The sequence below is a fragment of the Blastococcus goldschmidtiae genome, from assembly GCF_031845325.1.
Lineage (GTDB): Bacteria > Actinomycetota > Actinomycetes > Mycobacteriales > Geodermatophilaceae > Blastococcus > Blastococcus goldschmidtiae.
Map to the genome: position 1 here is coordinate 1 of NZ_JAVREI010000060.1, position 249 is coordinate 249.

At 76.3% G+C, this 249-nt stretch carries 1 pseudogene; it reads left to right on the plus strand.

Annotated elements, in window-relative coordinates:
• Nucleotides 1-249, plus strand: a pseudogene (locus RM425_RS21580) (leucine zipper domain-containing protein); the annotation flags it as partial.

Sequence of the window (249 nt, forward strand, 5' to 3'; positions counted from 1 at the left end):
GAGGGCCTTGCCGGGCTGGCCGACCGCTCCTCCCGGCCGCACCGGATGCCCCGCCGAACCACGGTGGAAGCGACCGCGGCGATCGTGGCCGCCCGCCGCGCCCACCACGCCGGACCAGTACGGCTAGCCGCGATCCTGGGTCTCGCCGCCTCCACCATCGGTGCGGTCCTCACCCGCGCCGGCATGCCCCGACTGGCAGAGGTGGACCGACTCACCGGCGAGCTACTGCGCGGCCGCCGGCACAGCGAC